Raw genomic sequence first — 22,244 nt, 5'->3', positions numbered from 1 at the left:
CGCGTCCCGTGTGACGAGAAGCGGGGGCCCTGAGCACCATGCATCCCGTTGTTATCCGGCCTCATTATTCCCGCTCTGGACGGGTCGGCCTGCCGATGGTTAATCGCGTCTTAACCTCGCCCTATCTATGGTGAACTGAACCGCTTTCCCGCCGGCATATCCATGTGCCGGCCGTTCCAAGAGTGCTGGCGCCCAGAATGGCTATGACCGCTTCATCCCGTGCGCCGCTAGCCGGTGGAAGCTCCGACGACGAACGCTCGCCCTTCGTCCGGCTGAACGAGCTGTTGGCGCCGCACCAGCCTGGCAAGCCCTTGATTTCGCTCGCAGTCGGCGAACCCCAGCATCCGGTGCCTGACTTCGTCGGTCCGGTGCTGGCCAAGCACATCGCCGATTTCGGCCGTTACCCGATGAACCAGGGCACCGAGCCGTTCCGGCAGGCAGCGGGCGCCTGGTTGTCGTCGCGCTTCAAGCTGCCGCGACCGCTCGACCCCAAGAGCGAGATTCTCGTCCTCAATGGCAGCCGAGAGGGGCTATTCCTCGCCGCGATCGCAGCAGCGCGCTATGTCGGCCCGCGTCCCGGCAAGCCCGCCATCCTGATGCCGAACCCGTTCTATCCGGTCTATGGCGCCGGCGCCGGCGCCGCGGCCTGCGAGCCGGTCTATCAGCCGACCACCGTCGAAAACGGCTTCCTGCCCGATCTCGACGCCATCGACGAAGCGACGCTCGCGCGCACGGTGGCGTTCTATCTGGCGTCACCCGCCAATCCGCAGGGCTCGGTCGCGTCGCGCGATTATTTCACGCGCCTGAAGAGCCTCGCCGATCGCTACAACTTCGTGATCCTCAGCGACGAGTGTTACTCCGAGATCTACACCCGCGAAGCACCAGGCAGCGCACTCGAATGCGCGGGCCCCGATTTCACCCGCGTGGTCGCGTTCCAGTCGCTGTCGAAGCGCTCCAACCTGCCGGGCTTGCGGGTCGGCTTCGCTGCCGGCGACAGGAAGTTGATCGGCATGTTCCTGGAGCTGCGCAACATCGCGGCGCCGCAGGTGCCGGTGCCGCTTCAGCATGTCGCGACCGTTGCCTATGGCGACGAGGCGCATGTCGAGGAGAACCGCAGGCTCTACCGGATCAAGTTCGATCTCGCCGACCAGATCATCGGCAATCGTTACGGCTATCGCCGGCCCGACGCCGGTTTCTGCGTCTGGCTCAATACGTCCGAGATCGGCGACGATGTCTCCGTGACTCTCAGGCTTTTCAGGGAAGCCGGCGTGCGCGTGGTGCCCGGTTCCTATCTGGCGCGGCGTCAGCCCGACGGCTTCAATCCCGGTGCCGGCTACATTCGCCTGGCGCTGGTGCAGGATAGTGAGACCACGGCGCAGGCGCTGCACCGGCTGGTCGAAACTCTGGGTTAGGCGGGCCCATGAGCATGTCGGCAATCGAACGTGTCATTCCCCTGGTCGGCCATCTGCCGCCCTCGATCCGCGAGGCGCTGAGCCGGCGCGTGCGCGAGCTCACCGGCTTCGGCCTGATCACGCTCTCGGGCGTCGCGTCCGCCGCGCTGATGACCTGGTCGGTGCAGGACCCGAGCCTCAGCCACGCGACCTCGCGGCCGATCCACAACGTTCTCGGCTATGCCGGCGCCATCGGCGCCGACCTCGCGATGCAGATCCTCGGCCTCGGCGCGATCATGCTGATCCTGACGGTTGCGGTGTGGGGCTGGCGCATGATGACCCATCGCCCATTCGATCGCGAGGCGCTGCGGCTCGGCTGCTGGATTCTCTGCACCGTGATCGCGGCAGGCTTTGTCAGCTGCTGGCCGCATGGTGGCGCCTGGCCGCTGCCGACCGGGCTTGGCGGCGTGGTCGGCGATGCGCTGGTGCGCGCACCCGCGGTGATCTTCGGGCCGCCCGGCGCAATCTATCGCATGGTGCTCGGAATCATCCTGTTCGTCGCGCTGGCTGCGACCTTCCTGATCGCCTGCGGGCTCGGCGCACGCGAGCATGACGAAGAGCTCGCGGAGATCGAGGACGACGACAAGCCGCTCGACGGAGACGAGGAGAGCGATCGTGGCTCGGTGTCGCTGGGCTGGCTGTTCCACGCGCTGATGAGCACCAAGGCGCGGTTGATCTGGCTATTCGGCGCGGCCTATCGCTCGCTGGTCTCGAGCGGATCGAAGACCAAGGCAGTTTCGTTCAGCCGGCAGGAACCCAATCTCGGCGGCCGCGCCGCGCCCCCGATCTCACCGCAGTCCGCGGACGAGGATTACGACCACGAGCACGAAGAAGAGGAAGACGAGGAGGAGGAAGAGGAAGCGCCCGCGCGCGCGTCGCGCAAGAAGGCTGCACCGAAACCCGCGTCCAGGAAATCCTCCGACAAGTTCGAGCTACCGTCCGTGTCCGTTCTGGCTGCGCCCAAGGCCGGCGATCGCCAGCCGCTCAGCAAGGCCGAGCTGGAAGCCAATTCGCGTGCGCTCGAGGGCGTGCTGCAGGATTTCGGCGTGCGCGGCGAGATCGTGAAGGCCAATCCAGGTCCGGTCGTCACGCTGTACGAGCTCGAACCGGCACCCGGCATCAAGTCGTCGCGCGTGATCGGGCTAGCCGACGACATCGCGCGTTCGATGAGCGCATTGTCTGCGCGCGTCGCCGTCGTTCCCGGTCGCAATGCCATCGGCATCGAGCTGCCGAACGCGCATCGTGAAAAGGTCTATCTGCGCGAGCTGCTGGTTGCCAAGGAGACCATCGACACGGTTGCAAAACTGCCGCTCTGCCTCGGCAAGACCATTGGCGGCGATCCCGTCATCATCGACCTCGCGCGCACGCCGCACATGCTGATCGCCGGTACCACCGGCTCCGGCAAGTCGGTCGCGATCAACACCATGATCCTCAGCCTGGTCTATCGGCTGCGCCCGGATCAGTGCCGGCTGATCATGGTCGATCCGAAGATGCTCGAACTCTCTGTCTATGACGGCATTCCCCATCTGCTCACTCCCGTCGTGACCGATCCGAAGAAGGCGGTGGTCGCGTTGAAATGGGCCGTGCGCGAGATGGAAGAGCGCTACAAGAACATGGCCAAGCTCGGTGTGCGCAACATCGACGGCTACAACACGCGCCTGGGCGAGTTGAAAGCCAAGGGCGAAGAGCCGACGCGTACCGTGCATACCGGCTTCGACAAGGAAACCGGCAAGGCGATCTACGAGGAAGAGAAGCTCTCGCTCGACCCGCTGCCCTACATCGTCATCATCGTCGACGAAATGGCCGACCTGATGATGGTCGCCGGCAAGGACATCGAAGGCGCCGTTCAACGTCTCGCGCAGATGGCGCGCGCCGCCGGCCTGCATGTGATCCTCGCGACGCAGCGTCCGTCGGTCGACGTCATCACCGGCACCATCAAGGCGAACTTCCCGACCCGCATCGCCTTCCAGGTCACCTCGAAGATCGACAGCCGCACCATTTTGGGCGAGATGGGCGCTGAGCAGCTGCTCGGCCAGGGCGACATGCTCTACATGGCCGGCGGCGGCCGCATCAGCCGCGTGCACGGCCCCTTTGCCTCGGACGAGGAAGTCGAGAAGGTGGTGCGCCACCTCAAGACGCAGGGCCAGCCGGAATATCTGGAAGCGGTCACGGCCGAAGAGCCGACCGAGGACGAGGACGGCGCCGTGTTCGACGCCAGCGGCATGGGCGCGGATGGTGGCGGCGACCTGTTCCAGCAGGCCGTTGCCATCGTCAAGCGCGACCGCAAGGCCTCGACCAGCTACATCCAGCGCCGCCTGCAAATCGGCTATAACCGCGCCGCATCGCTGATGGAGCGCATGGAACTGGAAGGCATCGTCGGACCCGCCAATCACGCCGGCAAGCGCGAGATTCTGGTCGAGGAAGAAGACAGCCATATGTGAGGCAAGCCGCCTCAAAATCCTATTTCACGCAAAAACGTTATCTGCTTTTGCCCGAAATCACGCTAAAACGACGCCCAGCCACACAGGACGACGCGTTGACCCAACATCCGGACATTCGATTCGCCGCCTCTTTCGCTGCGCGCAGCGCGCGCGTGGCGGGCGTGCTTCTCGTCACCGCCGCGATGGTGACCGCGGCGTCGTTTGCACAGACCGTGCCCGTGCCGAAACCCGCGCCGAAGGGCCGCGACGCTGCTCCGCCGTCGGGCGGACCGTCGATCACGGGCGCGACGCAGGCGCCACCGAATCCGGTCATTCCCGATCCGCGCCGCAACGTACCTAGCAGCATCTTCCAGACCTTCGATGCGAACCAGAAGGCGCAGGCGGCCAAGGTCAGCGCCTATCTGTCCTCGCTGTCGACGCTGGTCGGGAATTTCGTCCAGGTCGGCCCCGACGGCAGCAAGACGCAGGGCGATTTCTACATCCAGAAGCCCGGCAAGATGCGCGTCGAATATGATCCGCCGAGCCCGATCGACATCGTTGCCGATGGATCCTCCCTCGTGGTGCGGGACCGCAAGCTCGCGACGCAGGACGTCTATCCGCTGTCACAGACACCGCTCCGCTTCCTGCTATCCGATCGCATCGACCTGATGAAGGACACCAACGTCGTCAGTGTCACAGCCGACGACCTCTTCATCAGCGTCACCATCGAGGAGAAGCAGGCGCTGGTCGGCACCAGTCGCCTCTTGCTGATGCTCGGCGCCAAGGACGGCCAGTTGAAGCAATGGACGGTGACCGATCCTCAGGGCTACGACACCACATTCGCGGTTTATAATCTGGACACGAGCAAGAAGCTCGATCCCAGTATGTTCAAGATCGACTTCACCAATTACAGCGTGCCGTCACCGGGGTAAATCCCGTGGTGCCGTAGGGTAGGCAAAGCGAAGCGTGCCCACCATTCGATCCAAACCCAGAAAAGACGGTGGGCACGGCGCTTTGCGCCTTTGCCCACCCTACGAGAGCTTGCTAAGACGCAATTCTCATGCGTCTTTCCCTGACAACCTGGAACATCAATTCGGTGCGGCTGCGCATCGATCTGGTCGCGAAGCTTCTCAAGAGCGAGCGGCCGGACGTGCTGTGCCTCCAGGAGACCAAGTGCATCGACGACGCCTTTCCACTGAAGCGCTTCAAGCGGCTCGGCTACGAGCACGTCGCGTTGAACGGGCAGAAGGGCTATCACGGCGTCGCCATCGTCTCGAAGATTCCGTTTGAGTCCACGGACATCCGGACCTTCTGCGACAAGCTGGATTCGCGTCATATCTCGGTGTCGTTCGGCGAGAAGGCCAACATTGCAAAGCCGCTGGTGCTGCACAATTTCTACGTGCCCGCCGGCGGTGACATTCCGGACCCCGCGCAGAACGAGAAATTCGACCACAAGCTCCGCTTTCTCGATGAGATGAAGGCGTGCGAACCGCTGCATCCGCGCGGAGAGGATCGCCACATCCTGGTCGGCGATCTCAACGTCGCGCCGCACGAGAACGACGTGTGGTCGCACAAGCAGCTCCTGAAGATCGTCTCGCACACGCCGATCGAAACCGAAAAGCTGCAGGCCGCACTGCGCGCCGGCGAATGGGTCGACGTCGCGCGCGACCGCATCCCGCCGTCGGAAAAGGTCTATACGTGGTGGAGCTATCGTTCCGCCGACTGGACCGTCGGCGACCGCGGCCGCAGGCTCGACCACATCTGGGTCTCGCGCGCGCTGAAGGACGCTGTCAGCGATTTCAAAATCCTGCGTGATGCGCGAAGCTGGGAGCGACCGTCTGATCACGTGCCGGTGACGGTGACGCTGGACGTTTAGGCCTTCGGAGACGAGGATGGGCACGCTCGCGCCGTCAGAGCACTCAGAACCACCGGTTCGCGCATGGTGGAATTCGCGTTTCGTCGTGCCGGGATTGATGTTGCTGAGCACGATGCCCTTCTGGTTCGTGCACACGCCGCCGCTGATCGATTTCCTGGCCCATATCGGCCGCTACCATTTGCAGCTGCATCTGGCGGACTCGCCGGCGCTCCAGCAGAACTGGGATTTTCACTGGCAGCTGGTCGGCAATCTCGGCGTCGAATTGCTCATCGCTCCGCTGGCACCGATGCTCGGCGTCGAACGCGCCGCCTGGCTGATTGCGCTGGCGCTTCCGCTCCTCATGATCTCTGCGATCGGGCGTATCAGCCGGGCGCTGCATGGGGAGCTTACGCTTTTTGCCCTCGCGGCCGCATGGTTCGCGATGTCCTATCCGTTCCAGCTCGGATTCGTGAATTATTGGCTTGGCTGCTCGCTCGCGTTTCACGTTTTCGCATCCTGGGTCGAGACGACAGGGAAGAATGGCTCGGTGCTGCGCGCCGCGCTGTTCGCTGCGGCCGCCTCTCTGGTCTGGCTTGCCCACGCTTATGGCTGGGTCGTTCTGGTCGTCCTCGTCGGTGCCTTTGAGCTCTGCCGCGGCTGGAATCGCGCCCCGGCAGCGTGGCCTTCCATGGTGATGGTCATCCTGCGACGCGCCTGGCCCATCATGATTCCTGCCGTGCTCATGATTGTCTGGCGGCAAGGCAATGGCGCCGCCTTGACGGGTCATTTCTTCGACATCGGCACGAAGATCCTTGGACTGGTATGGACGCTGCGCGACCAGAATGTCTGGCTGGATACGCTGAGCCTGCTGTTGGCGATTGGCCTGCTGTACTTTGGAATCCGCAGCCGCGCCGTCAGGGTGAACCCGCCACTGCTGGTCGGAGCAGCGAGCTTCCTCGTGCTGATCCTGCTGATGCCGGGCGAGATGTTCGGCGCGGTCTATGCCGATGTCCGGCTGTGGCCCATCTTTTTCATGATCGGCCTCACCGCCATCGCGCCCACCGACGGCTTGCAGCGCGGCTCCGCCGTCATTGCCGGCACGGCGCTGACGGTTTTTGCGATACGGATCGTCGCCATGGCTGTCGGATTTGCGGCCTATGATTCCGGTTACGCGCAACATTTGCAGGCCCTGAAGGACGTCCCGCGCGGCGCGAGCATCGCGGTCCTGACAAGGCCGCCGACCTGCGAGCAATGGCGCGCACCGCGTGTCGCGCATCTGGGGTCGCTCGCCATCGTCCGGCGGGACGCCTTCGTCAATTCGCAATGGGATGCATCGGGTGGTCAACAGCTGCTGACACCCCTCCGTGCGCGCGGCACCGCGTTCAACGCAGATCCGTCTCAGTACATCGAGGTCGTCCCAGGCGACTGCGACGGCGATCTGAGCACTACGCTTGCGCAAAGGATCGCGCAGATTCCGCGCGATCGCTTCGACTATGTCTGGTTGCTCGACGTCGATGCGTCGCACCTGGCGGTTATGCCGGGACTGCGGCGGCTTTACCAGGACGACCGCAGCGCGCTGTATGAATTCGACTGAGGATGAAATCTGCGGGGCAGGGCCCGGCGAAATCCGCCGCGCTCAAGTGCTCAGCTTCGCACCGGCCATCAAGATATCGCTCGCGATCTGGCTGGAGCGAACCGCGAACTCGTCGCGAAGGCGGAGTGCGGCGGGAGGGTCGCTTTCGAGCACGCGCTGAAACAGGCTGCGCGCGACGCGGATGACGGAGGAATGCTCCAGCGCAACCGCGCCCGAGGGCCGCTTCATCGGCACGACCAGCGCGAGCTCGCCGATCAGCGTGCCGGGACCTGCGATCATCTCGGCGCCGGCGCCGTCATCGACGCGAAAGGCGCCGCGCTGGACCACGAAGCCGGCGTCGGCATCGTCGCCGAGATTGAACAGGATGTCGCCGCGGACGAAGTCACGCTGCTCGGAGCCGATCGCCAGCATGCGCAACGAGGCGTCTCCCAACAGGCGCAGTGTCGGGACCCGCTCGAGCAGCGCTACGTCGTCGTCGATTGACATTCAGATCCGAGGCTCAAGGGCACGCGATCTAAAACGATTCGCACGCCCCCCAAGCGTATCACGGCACCAGCTTGTAGCCACCGGCTTCCGTCACCAGGATCTCCGGATTGGCGGCGTCCTTCTCGATCTTCTGGCGGAGACGGTAGATGTGGGTTTCCAGCGTGTGGGTGGTGACGCCGGAATTGTAGCCCCAGACCTCCTGGAGCAGGGTCTCGCGTGAGACCGGCATCTGGCCGGCCCGGTACAGGAAGCGCAGGATCGCCGTTTCCTTCTCGGTGAGGCGGACCTTGCGCGCATTGGCGGCGGTCAGCATCTTGGAGCCGGGGCGGAAAGAGTAGGGGCCGACCGAGAACACCGCGTCCTCGCTGGCCTCGTGCTGGCGCAGCTGGGCGCGAATGCGGGCCAGCAGCACGGCAAAGCGGAACGGCTTGGCCACATAATCGTTCGCGCCGGATTCCAGCCCTAAAATCGTGTCGGAATCGGTATCATGCCCCGTCAGCATGATGATCGGCGCCTTGAAGCCGCCCTTGCGCAGCGAGCGGACAACTTCGCGACCGTCGGTGTCGGGAAGGCCGACATCCATCAGCACGAGATCGGGGGCGTTGGCCTTTGCGGCGCTGGCGCCCTTGGCGCCAGTGTCGACGGCTGAGGCTTCAAATTCTTCGTGTAGCGATAGTTGCTCCACCAACGTGTCGCGCAGATCGGTATCGTCATCCACGATCAGGATCTTGCGGGCATTGGCCATAGGGGATCATCCTTTTGGGGTCGACCGGGCGCGCATGCATGCCGCACCCAGCCGTGATGGGAAGTTTAAAGGTTGCCGTTTTTATTGTTGTTCGTGTTGAAGTAGTGGGCTGTTACCGATTCACAAGCCGGAATTACTCTAACCCAGAATAGCAGGGCGGACTGATGAATGTCCTGTAATGAATTCGACACTGCCCGTTCACATGAAAAATGACGCCAGTTCAAGCGCTTATCTTATGAATCGACGCTCCCGGCAGCTCTCGGCGATCCGCGTTAAGCCTGCCGCCGGCAATCCGCGGCGGGGCTGGCTGACAGCCGGACAGCTGACGATTCCGGTGGCGCTGGGCCGCGGCGGCATTCTGGCCAACAAGCGCGAGGGCGACGGTGGCACCCCCAGGGGCCATTTTCGGCCCCGACAGTTGTGGTGGCGGGGCGACCGGCACAGCCGGCCGCAGACTTTTTTACCGGCGCGAACCATCGGCGACGCCGACGCCTGGTGCGAAGATCCCGGCGATCGCCACTACAACCAGTGGATCCGGCGCGGGGAGGGCGAGGGCGGCGACCGGCTCAAGCGCGCCGACCAGCTCTATGACTTCATCATCGAAATCGACCACAACACCCGGCCGCGCATCGCCGGCCGCGGCAGCGCGGTGTTCCTGCATCTGGCGCGCGACAATTTCGGCCCGACCGCGGGCTGCGTCTCCATGACCAAGGCGGCGATGCTGCAACTGCTGCGGCTGATAGGACCAAGAACAAAAATCATCATCGGGTGAGGACACATGCTCGACCAGGATCAGATCGCCGCCGCCTCGCAGGTCCTCGTCCAGCATTGGCGTGACGGCAGCAAGCTTGACGCGCTCGAGACGCGGCTGCGGCCGCAGAGCCGCACTGACGGTTACGCCGTGCAGGCCGCGCTTGGCGGTCGAGTGTTCGGCTGGAAGATCGCCGCGACGAGCGAGGCCGGACAGAAGCACATCAATGTCGCAGGCCCGCTGGCTGGTCGCATCATGCGCGACACTGTCATCGCCGATGGCGGCACCGCATCGATGAAGGGCAACGCGATGCGCGTCGGCGAGCCGGAATTCTGCTTCCGCATGGGACGCGACCTGGCGCCGCGACCGGTGCCTTACAGTATCGACCAGGCGCTTGCCGCCGTCGACACGCTGCATCCCGCGATCGAGATCCCCGATTCGCGCTTCGCCGATTTTGCCAGCGCCGGCGAGGCGCAGCTGATCGCCGACAATGCCTGCGCGCATCTGTTCGTACTGGGTGCCGCGACATCAGCCAATTGGCGCGCGATGGATCTCGTCGAAGAGCGGCCGCAGATCACGTTGCGCGGCGAGCGCTATGTCGGTCACGGCAAGAACGTGCTCGGCGATCCCCGTGTTGCACTGACCTGGCTCGCCAACGAGCTGCGCGGACTCGGCATCACCTTGCGGGCAGGGGAGGTGGTGACGACAGGCACGTGCCATCCGCCACTGCCGATCCAGGCCGGCGATCACTTTGCGGTGGATTTCGGCGTGCTGGGGGAGGTGTCGGTGAGGCTCGCGTAGGTGCGGCGTACTCCGCCGTCGTTGCGAGCGCAGCGAAGCATTCCAGAATCTTTCCGCGGAGGGACTCTGGATTGCTTCGCTGCGCTCGCAATGACGAATGAGAGAGCTCGTGTTGGCTCCCGGCCCTCGCCAACGGCTATCACCGATGCCCGAAGATCGCGCTTCCCACGCGCACATGGGTGGCGCCAAGCATGATCGCGGTCGCATAATCCGCACTCATGCCCATCGACAAATTCTGCAAGCCATTGCGCGCGGCGATCTTGGCGGTCAGCGCGAAATGCGCCGCCGGCGGCTCCTCCACTGGCGGGATGCACATCAGGCCGGAGATCGTCAGCCCGTAGGTGTCGCGGCAGCTCGCGAGGAAGGCGTCGGCCTCTCCGGGCGCGACGCCGGCCTTCTGCGGCTCCTCGCCGGTGTTGATCTGGACGAAGAGTTGCGGGTGCTTGTTCTGGGATTCGATTTCTTTGGCTAACGCCTGGCAAATGCTCGGACGGTCGACCGAATGGATGGCATCGAACAGCGCCACCGCCTCTTTCGCCTTGTTGGATTGCAGCGGCCCGATCAGATGCAGCGCGATGCCGGAGTAAACAGACGTTAACGCCGGCCACTTGCCTTTGGCCTCCTGCACGCGATTCTCGCCGAATACGCGCTGTCCGGCGCCGATAACGGGGATAATTGCATCTGCCGCGAAAGTCTTGGACACCGCGATCAGCGTCACGGAGGCACGATCGCGCCGCGCATCCTTGCAGGCGCGTGCGATCTCCGCTTCGACCGCGGCGAGCGCGCTTGGTGAATCGCCGGTTAGCGGCGCGGCATTGGCTTCTGTCATGACGTCGATCAACTGCAGGAGTAACGGAGGTAGTTCCAATTTTACCAAGTTCAAGAAAGAGTTTTTGAACCCTTCGCTTTACCTTGCCCGCGGGGGCAGCGAAGATGGCAAACGTTAGTTTCAACCGCAAACGAGCAAAACTCAAGCAGGTCCTCGGCATCAGGGCCCGGCTTGCGTTGCTCGCGGTGATTCTGGTCGCGCCCTTGATGCTCGAGCGCATTCGTTCGCTCGAGGACACCCGCACCAAGCAGATTGCGCAGGCCACGGCCGAGTTCACCACGGTGGCACGGCATAGCGCCGACGCGCAACGCGAAGTAATCTCGTCGGTCGAGACCATCCTGAAATCGGAAGCCTTCATCCGCGCCTCCGCCGGCGGCGTCAGCAAGAGCTGCGACGTGCTGCGCGCGAGCCTGCCGACGAGCCTTCCCTGGATTCGCACGCTCCTGATCGCCGGCCAGGACGGCCGCATCCAGTGCGCGACCAACAATATGTATGTCGGCCTCGATCTCTCCGACCGGCCGTATTTCCAGCTGGCGCAGGAGACCGGCCGCTTCGTCCTGTCCGACTTCATCCTGTCGCGGCCCGTGCAGTCGCCGACCGTCATGGCGGTCTATCCGGTCTCCGCGTTCAGCGGCGTTGCCGATGCCGTCGTGCTCGCAACCGTCAACCTCGACTGGATGTCGAAGGTCATGAACAATCTCGGCGGCCGCGCCGGCATCACGGCGGTGCTGGTCGACAGCGCCGGCACCGTGCTGGCTGCGCCCGCCGACCAGCACAGCGCGGTCGGACGTCCGCTCGACAACATGCCGCTGATGTCGGCGATCGCCGACATGGCCTTGCGCTCCGACCAGGACGAAGGCTCGTTGTCGTTCCTCGCCGCCGATGGCTCACGCCGCGCGGTCAGCTACACCCGCATCGCCGGCACCAATGCCCGCCTGATCGCCAGCATCGACGAGGACAAGGTATCCGCGGCGGTCAGCCGCGACATCCGCACCGCCTATCTCCAGCTCGCCTTCGTCGTCGTGTTCGTGTTGCTCGGCGCGCTGATCGCCGCCGAGAAGCTGGTGATCAAGCCGATCGAGATGCTCGCGGACATGGCCAAGCGTCTCGGCGAGGGCGACCTGTCGGCCCGCGCGGCGCGCAACCGGCTGCCCTCCGAATTCGTGCCGCTGGCGCGCGCCTTCAACGCGATGGCCGCCCAGCTCAGCCAGCGCGAGCGCGAGCTGATCGCGAGCAACGACCGGCTGACGGTGATGGCCTCGATCGACATGCTGTCGGGACTTGCCAACCGCCGCGGCTTCCAGAGCCGGCTCGACTTCGAATGGATGCGCGCGCAGCAATATGGCAGCGAGCTCGCGCTGTTGATGATCGACGTCGATCATTTCAAGCTGTTCAACGACACCTACGGCCATCTCGAAGGCGATTCGTGCCTGACCCGGCTCGGCGAGTCGCTGTCCGGCATCGCGGGCGACACGATGGGCTTTGCGGCGCGCTATGGCGGCGAAGAATTCTGCCTGCTGCTGCCGAACACCGACGTGATACGCGCCGTCGAGATCGGCGAACAGGTCCGCGCCGCCGTGCTGAAGCTTTGCCTGCCGCACATCACCTCCGCCCACATGGTGGTCACGGTGTCGATCGGCGTTGCGGCGACACGGCCGAACGAGGCGTTGCGTCCGGGCGACCTGATCGAAGCTGCTGACGCTGCGCTCTACGCCGCCAAGCATCGCGGCCGCAACAAGGTCGTCGAGCACGGCATTCTGCGGATCGAGGGCAGCCCCGCTGGAATCGCGATGGCGGGCTAGCGGTTATTGTTTGAGCATGATCTTTTCGGAAAACCGCTGCACACTTTTCCGGATCATGCTCTAGCCCACAGCCTCGGCGCGATCGAGCTCGCTCTCCGCACCCACCCCTTAATCCGATCCCAATCCCCTCATCCGCACTTTTGCGGAACAGCATTGCGGGGCATAGCGTCCAGCGGCAACCCATTGACCGCCCGAGGACTTCTATGGCCTAGTCCGGCCAATTCAGCCGGCCGAAACCACGAAAACGCAACGATTCCATGACCTCCGAACGCTATAACGCCCGTGACGCCGAACCGCGCTGGCAACGCCAATGGGACGAACAGGCGATCTTCGTCTCGAAGAATGACGATTCGCGGCCGAAATATTATGTGCTGGAGATGTTCCCCTACCCGTCCGGGCGCATCCATATCGGCCATGTCCGCAACTACACGCTTGGCGACGTGCTGGCCCGCTTCATGCGCGCCAAGGGCTTCAACGTGCTGCACCCGATGGGCTGGGACGCCTTCGGCCTGCCGGCCGAGAACGCCGCCATCGAGCGCAAGGTTGCGCCGAAAGCCTGGACCTACGACAACATCGCCGCGATGAAGAAGCAGCTCCGCTCGATCGGGCTGTCGCTGGACTGGTCGCGCGAATTCGCGACCTGCGATCCCGGCTACTACAAGCATCAGCAGAAGATGTTTCTGGACATGCTGGCCGCAGGTCTCGCCGAGCGCGAGAAGCGCAAGCTGAACTGGGACCCGGTCGACATGACCGTGCTCGCCAACGAGCAGGTGATCGATGGCCGCGGCTGGCGTTCGGGTGCCGTCGTCGAACAGCGGGAAATGAGCCAGTGGGTCTTCAAGATCACGAAGTACGCGCAGGAATTGCTGTCCGCGCTGGACGGGCTCGACCGCTGGCCCGACAAGGTGCGGCTGATGCAGCGCAACTGGATCGGCCGCTCTGAAGGCCTGCTGATCCGCTTCGCGTTGGATCAGGTGACCACGCCTGCCGGCGAGAGCGAGCTGAAGATCTTCACGACGCGCCCCGACACGCTGTTCGGCGCGAAATTCATGGCGATCTCGTCGGATCATCCGCTGGCGCAGGCGGCAGCCGCGAAGAACCCCGAGCTTGCGCGGTTCATTGCCGACATCAAGAAGATCGGCACCGCGCAGGAGATCATCGACACCGCGGAGAAGCAGGGTTTCGATACCGGCATCCGCGCGGTGCATCCGTTCGATCCGAGCTGGAAGCTGCCGGTCTATGTCGCCAACTTCGTGCTGATGGAATACGGCACCGGCGCGATCTTCGGCTGCCCCGCGCATGACCAGCGCGACCTCGATTTCGTCAACAAGTACAATCTCGGCAACACGCCGGTCGTGTGCCCCGAGGGCCAGGATCCCAAGACATTCGTCATCACCGACACCGCCTATGATGGCGACGGCCGCATGATCAATTCGCGCTTCCTTGACGGCATGACCATCGAGCAGGCGAAGGAAGAAGTTGCAAAACGCCTCGAGGCCGAACTACGCGGCAATGCGCCGGTCGGCGAGCGACAGGTCAATTTCCGCCTGCGCGACTGGGGCATTTCGCGCCAGCGCTATTGGGGCTGCCCGATTCCTGTCATCCACTGTCCAAAGTGCGACGTGGTGCCGGTCCCGGATGCCGACCTGCCGGTTGTGCTGCCGGAGGATGTGAGCTTCGACAAGCCGGGCAACGCGCTCGATCATCACCCGACCTGGAAGCACATCACCTGCCCGAAATGCGGGGCTAAGGCGTTGCGCGAAACCGACACCATGGACACCTTCGTGGATTCGTCCTGGTATTTTGCGCGCTTCACCGATCCCTGGAACGAGAACGCGCCGACGACGCCTGCGGTCGCCAACCGGATGCTGCCGGTCGACCAGTATATCGGCGGCGTCGAGCACGCGATCCTGCATCTGCTCTACAGCCGCTTCTTCACCCGCGCCATGAAGGCGACCGGGCACATCGCGCTGGACGAGCCGTTCGCCGGCATGTTCACGCAAGGCATGGTGGTGCACGAGACCTACCAGAAGGCCGACGGCACCTGGGTGCAGCCGGCCGAGGTGAAGGTCGAGGTTGGCGGCAACGGACGCCGCGCGACGCTGCTTGCGACCGGCGAGGACATCCAGATCGGCGCGATCGAGAAGATGTCGAAGTCGAAGAAGAATACGGTCGACCCCGACGACATCATCGCGACCTACGGCGCCGATGTCGCCCGCTGGTTCATGCTGTCGGACTCTCCGCCCGACCGCGACGTGATCTGGAGCGACGAGCGCGTCCAGGGCGCCTCGCGCTTCGTGCAGCGGCTGTGGCGGCTGGTGAACGACTCGGTGGAACTCGGCAAGATCGCGCCGGCGACCCGGCCGGCCGCCTTCGGTCCGGACGCGGCCGCCTTGCGCAAGGCCGCCCACGGCGCGCTCGACAAGGTCACGACCGGCGTCGAGCGGCTCCACTTCAACGTCTGCCTCGCCCATATCCGTGAATTCACGAATACGTTCTCGGAGGTGCTGCAGCGCCCCGGCCAGCCAGCCGCTGACCTCACTCCAGATTTGGCTTGGGCAATCCGGGAAGCCAGCCAGATCCTGGTTCAGCTGTTCTCCCCGATGATGCCGCACCTGGCCGAGGAGTGCTGGCAAGTCTTGTTTCAAAATGGTCTGGGCCAGCCCGGGCTGGTTTCCGAGGCCAATTGGCCGCAAATCGAACGCGATTTGCTGGTCGAAGACAGCGTGACCCTGGTGGTTCAGGTCAACGGCAAGAAGCGGGGTGAGGTCACGGTTGCAACAGCGGCCCAGAATCCGGAAATCGAGGCTGCCGCTTTGACCCTCGATGCTGTAAAGCTGGCGCTGGACGGCAAGCCCGTCCGCAAGGTGATCATCGTCCCCAAGAGGATCGTGAATGTTGTCGGCTAGGATCCGTATCGCAGCCCGCTTGCTGGCGGTCGCCGCATTGGCGGCGCTGACGGCTGGCTGTTTCCAGCCGATGTATGCCGAGCATACCGACGGCACCCCCGGCTTGCGTGAGAAGCTGATGGGCGTCGAGCTGCCGCCGATCGACAAGGCGAACGCCTCCCGCGAAGCCCGGGTCGGGGTCGAGGTCCGCAACGCGCTGGCGTTCAAGCTCTACGGCTCGGCCACGGGCATGCCGCCGACCCACCGCCTGGTGATCCGCTTCACCTCCACCAAGTCGTCCCTGATCGTCGATCCCGCCACCGGCCTGCCGAACAGCGAGAATTACGGCATCGACTGCCAGTACAATCTGATCGAGGTCGTGACCGGCAAGTCGGTGATGACCGGCACGACGTTCTCGCGCGTGTCCTACGACATGCCCGGCTCCTACCAGCGCTTCGCCCGCAACCGCGCGGTGCGTGATGCCGAGGATCGTGCCGCCAACGAGATCGCCGAGAACATCAACACCCGGCTCGCCGCGTTCTTCACCGCAGGCACTTGAGCTTGCTTCCTGGCATGACGATCTAGGTCATGGTCGCACTGCGCGGAAAAGAGATCGATGCCTTCCTCGCCCGCCCCGATGCGGGCCGCCCGATCATCCTGCTCTATGGTCCCGATGCCGGCCTCGTGCGCGAGCGCGCCGATGCGCTGATCGCCTCTGGGGTCGATGATCCCAATGATCCATTCTCGCTGGTCAAGCTCGATGGCGACGAGCTCTCCGCCGAGCCTTCGCGCCTGGTCGACGAGGCCATGACCGTGCCGCTGTTCGGCGGTCGCCGCGCCATTCGCATCCGCGCCGGCTCGCGCAGCTTTGCCAGCGGCGTCGACACGCTGGCTGAGATGCCGGTGAAGGATTGCCGCATCGTGATCGAGGCCGGCGAGCTGCGCCCGGAGTCTCCGCTGCGCAAGGCCTGCGAGAAGGCGAAGACCGCCGTGGCGATCGGCTGCTATCCCGACACCGAGCGCGACCTGGCAAAACTGATGGAGGACGAGCTCCGCATCGCCAATTTGCGCATCGCCAAGGATGCCCGCGCCGCGCTGATGTCGTTCCTCGGCGGCGACCGCCAGGCTTCGCGCAACGAGCTGCGCAAGCTCACGCTCTACGCCCACGGCAAAGGCGAGATCACGCTGGATGACGTGATGGCGGTCGTCGCCGACGCGTCCGAGCTGAAGCTCGATCCGATCGTCGACGGCGCCTTCGCCGGCCGGCCCGATATCGTCGAGACCGAATTCGCAAAGGCCATGATCGCCGGCACCTATCCCGGCGTAATCATCTCGGCGGCACAGCGCCAGGCGGCATGGCTGCACAAATCCGCGCTCGCGATTGCCGACGGCACGCCGGCCTCCGCCGTGCTCGACGGCGGATATCCGCGGCTGCATTTTTCACGAAAGCCTGCGGTCGAAACCGCGCTGCGCAATTTCAGCGTGGCAAGGCTCGCCGGCATCATCGAGCAGCTCGCAACCGCCGCGCTCGACACCCGCAAGCAATCGACGCTGGCCGCCGCCATCGCCCAGCGCACGCTGATGGCTATCGCCGCGAACGCGAAGCGGCGGGGCTAATTAGGACCGCGCTCTCTCCCCGTCATTGCGAGGAGCTCTTGCGACGAAGCAATCCAGAATCCGTCCGCGGAGAGATTCTGGATTGCCTCGCTTCGCTCGCAATGACGAGTGGGGAGAGTTGCGCGTCCTACCAACATTGAAGGTGAATTACAGCGCGCCCTTCGCCAGCCGCTTCATCACCTCGTCGAGCTGATCGAGGTTGCGGTAGCTGATCTGGACCGAGCCGCCGGGATCGCGATGACTGACGGTAACCTTGAGGCCGAGTGCGTCGCTGACGCGCTTCTCCAGATCGATCGTATCAGGATCCTTTTCCTTGCCCGCGGTTGTGCGCGCCTTTTGCGGCTTGCGCTCCGGCACACCCTCTTCATGCGCGAGCGCTTCGGCCTGGCGAACGTTGAGGCCCTCCGCGACGATGCGCTTGGCGGCGGCGAGCGGATCGGGCACGCCGATCAGCGCGCGGGCGTGACCGGCGGTCAGCTCGCCGGTCGCGATGAAGGCCTGCACCTCGGCCGGCAGTTTTGTCAGTCGCATCATGTTGGCGACGTGGCTGCGGCTCTTGCCGACGACTCTTGCGATGTCGTCCTGGCTGCGTTTGAACTCATTGGCGAGTGCGTGATAGCCCTGCGCCTCTTCCATCGGGTTGAGGTCTTCGCGCTGCACGTTCTCGACGATCGCGAACTCCAGCGCATCGCTGTCGCTGATGTCGACCGGCACGATCGGCACTTCATGCAGGCCGGCCATCTGCGAGGCGCGCCAGCGCCGCTCGCCGGCGATGATCTCAAAGCGATCCTGCGCGCCCTTCACGGGGCGCACCACGATCGGCTGGATCACGCCGTGCTGCTTGATCGATTCGGAGAGCTCCTTGAGCTCGGTGTCCGAAAAGGTGCGGCGCGGGTTGCGCGGATTGGCCTTGATGAATTCGATCGGCACCTTGCGCTGCGCGCGCGGCCGGTCGACGTGCTGAGCTTCGCCGCCGACATCGCCGATCAGACTCGCAAGACCTCGGCCCAATCGCGAACGTGCTTCGTCGGCCATCGCCAGCTCCCTTGGATTCACGCTGCAGCACTCCAGAACTGAATTTCGAATCGTAGGGCGGGTTAGCGAAGCGTAACCCACCATTGTTTTGTTCGCGGCGGCAGAATGGTGGGTTACGCCTTCGGCTAACCCACCCTACGGACCGACATCGTCGTCAATGCGTGACGCGCAGCTCGCGCTCGCGCTGGATCACTTCGGTGGCGAGCCGCAAGTACGCTTCGCTGCCGACGCATTTGAGATCGTAGACCAGCACCGGCTTGCCGTAGGACGGCGCCTCCGAAATGCGCACGTTGCGCGGGATCATGGTCTTGTAGACCTTCTCGCCCATGAACTGGCGGACGTCGGCGACGACCTGGTTCGAGAGGTTGTTGCGCGAGTCGAACATGGTCAGCACGATGCCGTGGATCGACAGGTTCGGGTTGAGCGTCGAGCGCACCTGCTCCACCGTCTGCAGCAATTGCGACAGACCTTCGAGCGCGAAGAACTCGCATTGCAGCGGCACCAGGATCGCATCCGACGCAGCCATCGCGTTGACCGTGAGCAGGTTGAGCGACGGAGGGCAGTCGATCAACACGTAGGTGTAGTCGGCCTCCGGCGAGACGTTGTTGTTGAGCGCGCCGATCGCGTCGCGCAGCTTGAAGGCGCGGCCCGGCGTGGTGCCAAGCTCGAGCTCGAGGCCCGAGAGATCCATGGTCGAGGGCGCGATGTGCAGCCGCGGCACCGCGGTCGAGACCACCGCTTCGCGCAAGCTGGATTCGCCGATCAGCACGTCATAGGTCGAGCACGAGCGGTTGCGGCGATCGATGCCGAGACCGGTCGAGGCGTTACCCTGCGGATCGAGATCGACGATCAAAACGCGCTCGCCGATCGCTGCGAGCGCCGTGCCGAGATTGATCGCTGTGGTTGTTTTTCCCACTCCGCCCTTCTGATTCGCCAGCGCCAGGATGCGCGGGGGACCATGCGGGACCTCGGCGGTCTGGTCTTGCTGCGGCTCGTCAATCACGGTCATCGAAATTTCCCCAACCCCTGAACGTTCACCCGCGCCGTTCGACTGAAGTCAGCTCGACGATCCAACCGTCACCGGTCCGGCTTTGGTAGAGCTGCGGCTGAATATTCCAATATTTAGCGGCGTCGGTCAATTCAGCCTCTACATCTTGACCCTTGAGAAACAGCGCTTTTGCGCCCTGGCGCATCAGCGGCTCCGCAAAGCCGATGAGCTGATGTAGCGGAGCCAGCGCACGGGCGGTGACGCAATCGACGGGGCCGGTGATTCTATCCACATTATCCCCGATCTCAGCGAGATGTACGACCCCCGGAGATGCGCTGACGCGAATGGCTTCACGCAAAAAGGCGGCTTTCTTGGCGATTCGCTCGACGAGGTGGACGCTGGCGCCCGGTGTCCCCGCCATGGCGCAGGCCAGCACGACGCCGGGAAAGCCGCCACCGCTGCCGAGATCGGCCCAGCGTTTAGCTGACGGCGCGAGATCCACGAGCTGTAGCGAGTCGGCGATATGCCGGGTCCAGAGCCGCGGCAGAGTCGAGGGCGCGACCAGATTGGTCTTGGCCTGCCATTCCCGCAGCAGCGCGATGTAGCGATCGAGCCGCACCTCCGTTTCATGTGAAACGGGCGCGAGCTTCAACGCCTCACGCTTGTCGGCGGCGATGATGGCGTCGAGCGCCTGATCGTTGGCGTTGGCCTTGTCGATCTTCGGCTTGGTCGATGCCGGCTCGGATCGACGAGCCGCGCCCTCACCTGCTCCGGGTCGTCGGGTTAGCGGTTTGTCCCCGCCCGGTCCGCGCTGTTTCACGTGAAACGCCTATGCGATTGCCTTGGAAGTTACCTTGGAAGTCACATTGGTACTCTTGCGCGCCTCGCGGCGGAGATAGGCCGCGAGGATGCCGAGCGCCGCTGGCGTCATGCCGTCGATCCGGCCGGCTTGGCCGACCGTGAACGGCCGCGCCTTCTCCAGCTTGGCGCGGACCTCGTTGGAGAGACCCGGAACCTGCTGGTAGTCGACCTCCGACAGCACCATCCCCTCGTCGCGGCGGAAGGCTTCGACGTCGGCGGTCTGGCGCTCCAGATAGACGTCGTACTTGGCGTCAATCTCGAGATGGGTGGCGATGACGGGATCAATGGAGGACAGCTCCGGCCAAATCGTGCGGATCTGGCTCCAGCCGATATCCGGGTAGGCCATGAGCTCGAAGGCCGAGCGGCGCTGGCCATCCCGGTTTAGGGACAGTCCGTGCTTGATCGCCTCGTTCGGGGTGATGGTGAGCGACTTCGACAGCGTCCGCGCCGCGTTCAGGGCATCCATCTTGGCGCGATGATGCCGGGTCCGGGCACTGCCGACACAACCCAGCGCAATGCCCTTCTCGGTCAGGCGCTGATCGGCATTGTCGGCCCGCAGGGTCAGCCGGTATTCGGCCCGCGAGGTGAACATCCGATAGGGCTCGCTGATCCCGCGGGTCACGAGGTCGTCGATCATGACCCCGAGATAGCCATCTGCACGGTCAAACACCGTCAGTGCAGCCCCACTGGCGGACAGTGCCGCGTTGAGACCGGCTACGATGCCCTGCCCGGCGGCCTCTTCGTATCCCGTCGTGCCGTTGATCTGCCCGGCCAGGAAGAGACCACGCAGACGCTTGGTCTGGAGGGTCGGATCGAGTTCGCGGGGATCGACGTGGTCATACTCGATGGCATAGCCCGGTCGGACCATCTTCACCCGCTCCAACCCGGGGATGCTGGCGAGGATCGCGAGCTGGACCTCCTCCGGCAGCGAGGTCGAGATGCCGTTGGGATAGACGGTGGTGTCGTCGAGCCCTTCCGGCTCCAGGAAGATCTGATGGCCATCGCGATCGCCGAAGCGGACGATCTTGTCCTCGATCGAGGGGCAATAGCGCGGACCGGAGCTCTTGATCTGGCCGGAATACATCGGGGAGCGATGAACATTGGCCCGGATCACCTCGTGGGTGGCGGCCGTCGTCCGGGTTATCCCGCACTGGATCTGTGGGGTCGTGATCCGCTCGGTCATCACCGAGAACGGCTCCGGCGGCTCGTCTCCGGGCTGCATCTCGACCGCGGACCAGTCGATGGTGGAGCCATCCAGACGGGGCGGCGTCCCGGTCTTCAAGCGTCCAAGGGTGAAGCCGGCGCGCTCAAAGGAGGCGGAAAGACCCATTGCCGGGGCCTCGCCGACGCGGCCGGCGGGCCAGTTCTTCTCGCCGAGATGGATCAGACCGCGGAGGAATGTGCCGGTGGTGATGACGACAGCCCCTGCCCGGAGCACCCGACCGTCCGCCAGGCGCAGTCCGGTGACCCGGCCATCGATCACGATCAGCTCGTCGGCCTCGCCTTCGATGACGACGAGGCCCTCGGTCTCCCGGATCGCGGCCTGCATCGCAGCCGCATAGAGCTTTCGGTCGGCCTGAGCCCGCGGGCCACGAACCGCCGGACCCTTCCGGCGATTGAGAACGCGGAACTGGATGCCGCCGGCATCGCCGACCCGCCCCATCAGGCCATCGAGTGCATCGACCTCGCGGACCAGATGGCCCTTGCCGAGACCGCCAATGGCGGGATTGCAGGACATCGCGCCCACGGTGGAGAAACGGTGCGTCACCAGAGCGGTCGTCGCACCCATCCGAGCGGAGGCAGCCGCAGCTTCACAGCCGGCGTGGCCGCCGCCAATGACGATGACGTCGAAACTATCTCGCTCTGGTCGCATGTGCGGTCTTCTAGCTCAGCGGCAGGAAAGCCGGAAGTAGAAACTGGGCGAGGTGGCTGTTTCACGTGAAACGGGGTCGCGGAGAGAGCCGGCGCGTCTTCGCGAAAACAACCCCATGCACAGTAGGAAGTGCGCTGGGATGGCTATTGTTTCACGTGAAACGCGAGCGCCCGGCGGAACTGCGGACGGCGCGCGAGCCAAGAGGGGAATGTGTTTCACGTGAAACCCTAAAACCCAAGCAACGGAAC

18 protein-coding genes are annotated in these 22,244 nt (G+C 64.4%); 11 read left to right on the top strand and 7 right to left on the bottom strand.

The window, feature by feature from the left end:
• Positions 1-197 precede the first annotated feature (197 nt).
• The 5 genes from FXB38_RS20355 (at position 198) to FXB38_RS20335 (ending at position 7,320) form a co-directional block, all read left to right on the top strand.
• Entirely contained in the window at positions 198-1,412 is a 1,215-nt protein-coding gene (locus FXB38_RS20355) for an aminotransferase class I/II-fold pyridoxal phosphate-dependent enzyme (protein WP_148752766.1), read from the top strand.
• A gap of 8 nt (positions 1,413-1,420) precedes the next feature.
• A complete protein-coding gene (locus FXB38_RS20350) occupies positions 1,421-3,892 on the top strand; it encodes a DNA translocase FtsK (RefSeq protein WP_148752765.1) in 2,472 nt (823 codons plus the stop codon).
• A 152-nt stretch (positions 3,893-4,044) separates the two neighbouring features.
• Positions 4,045-4,803 carry an outer membrane lipoprotein carrier protein LolA gene (locus tag FXB38_RS20345; protein WP_148752835.1) on the top strand — a complete coding sequence of 253 codons (759 nt, stop codon included), beginning with the start codon at positions 4,045-4,047 and terminating at the stop codon, positions 4,801-4,803.
• A gap of 128 nt (positions 4,804-4,931) precedes the next feature.
• Positions 4,932-5,747, top strand: a complete 816-nt coding sequence (xth, locus tag FXB38_RS20340; protein WP_148752764.1) for an exodeoxyribonuclease III — start codon at positions 4,932-4,934, stop codon at positions 5,745-5,747.
• A 16-nt stretch (positions 5,748-5,763) separates the two neighbouring features.
• On the top strand, positions 5,764-7,320 hold the full coding sequence (locus FXB38_RS20335) for a hypothetical protein (RefSeq protein WP_148752763.1): 1,557 nt from the start codon (positions 5,764-5,766) through the stop codon (positions 7,318-7,320).
• A gap of 42 nt (positions 7,321-7,362) precedes the next feature.
• Here FXB38_RS20335 and FXB38_RS20330 read toward each other — a convergent pair whose 3' ends face one another.
• Both FXB38_RS20330 and FXB38_RS20325 read right to left on the bottom strand, forming a co-directional pair.
• A complete protein-coding gene (locus FXB38_RS20330) occupies positions 7,363-7,806 on the bottom strand; it encodes a cyclic nucleotide-binding domain-containing protein (protein ID WP_148752762.1) in 444 nt (147 codons plus the stop codon).
• Between the two features lie 58 nt (positions 7,807-7,864).
• Positions 7,865-8,551, bottom strand: coding sequence for a response regulator transcription factor (locus FXB38_RS20325; protein ID WP_007598630.1), 687 nt, complete (start codon positions 8,549-8,551; stop codon positions 7,865-7,867).
• Positions 8,552-8,786: 235 nt separating this feature from the next.
• On the opposite strand from FXB38_RS20325, the gene FXB38_RS20320 reads away from it, so the two are divergent.
• Complete coding sequence (locus tag FXB38_RS20320; RefSeq protein ID WP_246230005.1) at positions 8,787-9,323, top strand: L,D-transpeptidase family protein; 537 nt, start codon at positions 8,787-8,789, stop codon at positions 9,321-9,323.
• A 6-nt stretch (positions 9,324-9,329) separates the two neighbouring features.
• Positions 9,330-10,103: a 2-keto-4-pentenoate hydratase gene (locus FXB38_RS20315; protein ID WP_148752760.1), complete on the top strand. Its 774-nt coding sequence runs from the start codon at positions 9,330-9,332 to the stop codon at positions 10,101-10,103.
• Between the two features lie 139 nt (positions 10,104-10,242).
• Here FXB38_RS20315 and FXB38_RS20310 read toward each other — a convergent pair whose 3' ends face one another.
• Complete coding sequence (locus FXB38_RS20310; protein WP_148752759.1) at positions 10,243-10,932, bottom strand: YggS family pyridoxal phosphate-dependent enzyme; 690 nt, start codon at positions 10,930-10,932, stop codon at positions 10,243-10,245.
• Positions 10,933-11,036: 104 nt separating this feature from the next.
• Here FXB38_RS20310 and FXB38_RS20305 point away from each other — a divergent pair, with 104 nt between their 5' ends.
• From FXB38_RS20305 to holA, 4 genes are all read left to right on the top strand, one after another.
• Positions 11,037-12,734: a diguanylate cyclase domain-containing protein gene (locus FXB38_RS20305; RefSeq protein ID WP_148752758.1), complete on the top strand. Its 1,698-nt coding sequence runs from the start codon at positions 11,037-11,039 to the stop codon at positions 12,732-12,734.
• A 257-nt stretch (positions 12,735-12,991) separates the two neighbouring features.
• On the top strand, positions 12,992-15,643 hold the full coding sequence (leuS, locus tag FXB38_RS20300; protein ID WP_148752757.1) for a leucine--tRNA ligase: 2,652 nt from the start codon (positions 12,992-12,994) through the stop codon (positions 15,641-15,643).
• Positions 15,630-16,181 carry an LPS assembly lipoprotein LptE gene (locus tag FXB38_RS20295; RefSeq protein ID WP_148752756.1) on the top strand — a complete coding sequence of 184 codons (552 nt, stop codon included), beginning with the start codon at positions 15,630-15,632 and terminating at the stop codon, positions 16,179-16,181. The genes leuS and FXB38_RS20295 overlap by 14 nt, the downstream gene beginning before the upstream one ends.
• 29 nt (positions 16,182-16,210) lie before the next feature.
• Positions 16,211-17,239 carry a DNA polymerase III subunit delta gene (holA, locus tag FXB38_RS20290; protein ID WP_148752755.1) on the top strand — a complete coding sequence of 343 codons (1,029 nt, stop codon included), beginning with the start codon at positions 16,211-16,213 and terminating at the stop codon, positions 17,237-17,239.
• A 147-nt stretch (positions 17,240-17,386) separates the two neighbouring features.
• On the opposite strand, the gene FXB38_RS20285 is transcribed toward holA, so the two are convergent.
• The 4 genes from FXB38_RS20285 to mnmG form a co-directional block, all read right to left on the bottom strand.
• On the bottom strand, positions 17,387-18,274 hold the full coding sequence (locus FXB38_RS20285; protein WP_187435013.1) for a ParB/RepB/Spo0J family partition protein: 888 nt from the start codon (positions 18,272-18,274) through the stop codon (positions 17,387-17,389).
• Positions 18,275-18,428: 154 nt separating this feature from the next.
• On the bottom strand, positions 18,429-19,283 hold the full coding sequence (locus tag FXB38_RS20280; protein ID WP_148752753.1) for a ParA family protein: 855 nt from the start codon (positions 19,281-19,283) through the stop codon (positions 18,429-18,431).
• A 25-nt stretch (positions 19,284-19,308) separates the two neighbouring features.
• Positions 19,309-19,980: a 16S rRNA (guanine(527)-N(7))-methyltransferase RsmG gene (rsmG, locus tag FXB38_RS20275; RefSeq protein WP_430640181.1), complete on the bottom strand. Its 672-nt coding sequence runs from the start codon at positions 19,978-19,980 to the stop codon at positions 19,309-19,311.
• A 111-nt stretch (positions 19,981-20,091) separates the two neighbouring features.
• Positions 20,092-21,996, bottom strand: a complete 1,905-nt coding sequence (mnmG, locus tag FXB38_RS20270; protein ID WP_148752751.1) for a tRNA uridine-5-carboxymethylaminomethyl(34) synthesis enzyme MnmG — start codon at positions 21,994-21,996, stop codon at positions 20,092-20,094.
• Between the last annotated feature and the right edge of the window lie 248 nt (positions 21,997-22,244).

The sequence above is a fragment of the Bradyrhizobium cytisi genome (assembly GCF_008123515.1).
In the GTDB taxonomy this organism is placed as follows: Bacteria; Pseudomonadota; Alphaproteobacteria; order Rhizobiales; family Xanthobacteraceae; genus Bradyrhizobium; species Bradyrhizobium cytisi.
The sequence above is the reverse complement of the archived record's forward strand: the minus strand, read 5'-3'. Positions and strand labels throughout refer to the sequence as shown.